The 265-nt window shown below is 63.4% G+C and carries 1 pseudogene; it reads right to left on the reverse strand.

Features of this window, described 5'->3' with window-relative positions:
- Positions 1–265, reverse strand: a pseudogene (locus tag AC0IYH_RS31995) (NAD-dependent epimerase/dehydratase family protein); the annotation flags it as partial.

Genomic DNA, 265 nt, shown 5'->3' on the forward strand with positions numbered 1-265 from the left:
GGTAATCCAGGTGCTGCTGCGCCTGGCTGATATCCAGCGAGAAGTTACGGCTCATCACATCCACGGTCAGTCGTGACAACGACGGCTCGGGGCGCCCCGGCAAGAGGCTGCAGAGCCCTTCATTGAGCGTTGCCACGCTAAGCGCCAGACCGACCGGCACGTGGCGGGTGACCAGCGGCAACTCCAGTTGGCGCAGCACGTAATTGACCACGTCCCAGAGCGGCACCGCTGCACCATTGCTGATGTTGTAGGCCTTGCCCAGGGC

It is taken from the genome of Pseudomonas sp. AC463 (assembly GCF_979253585.1).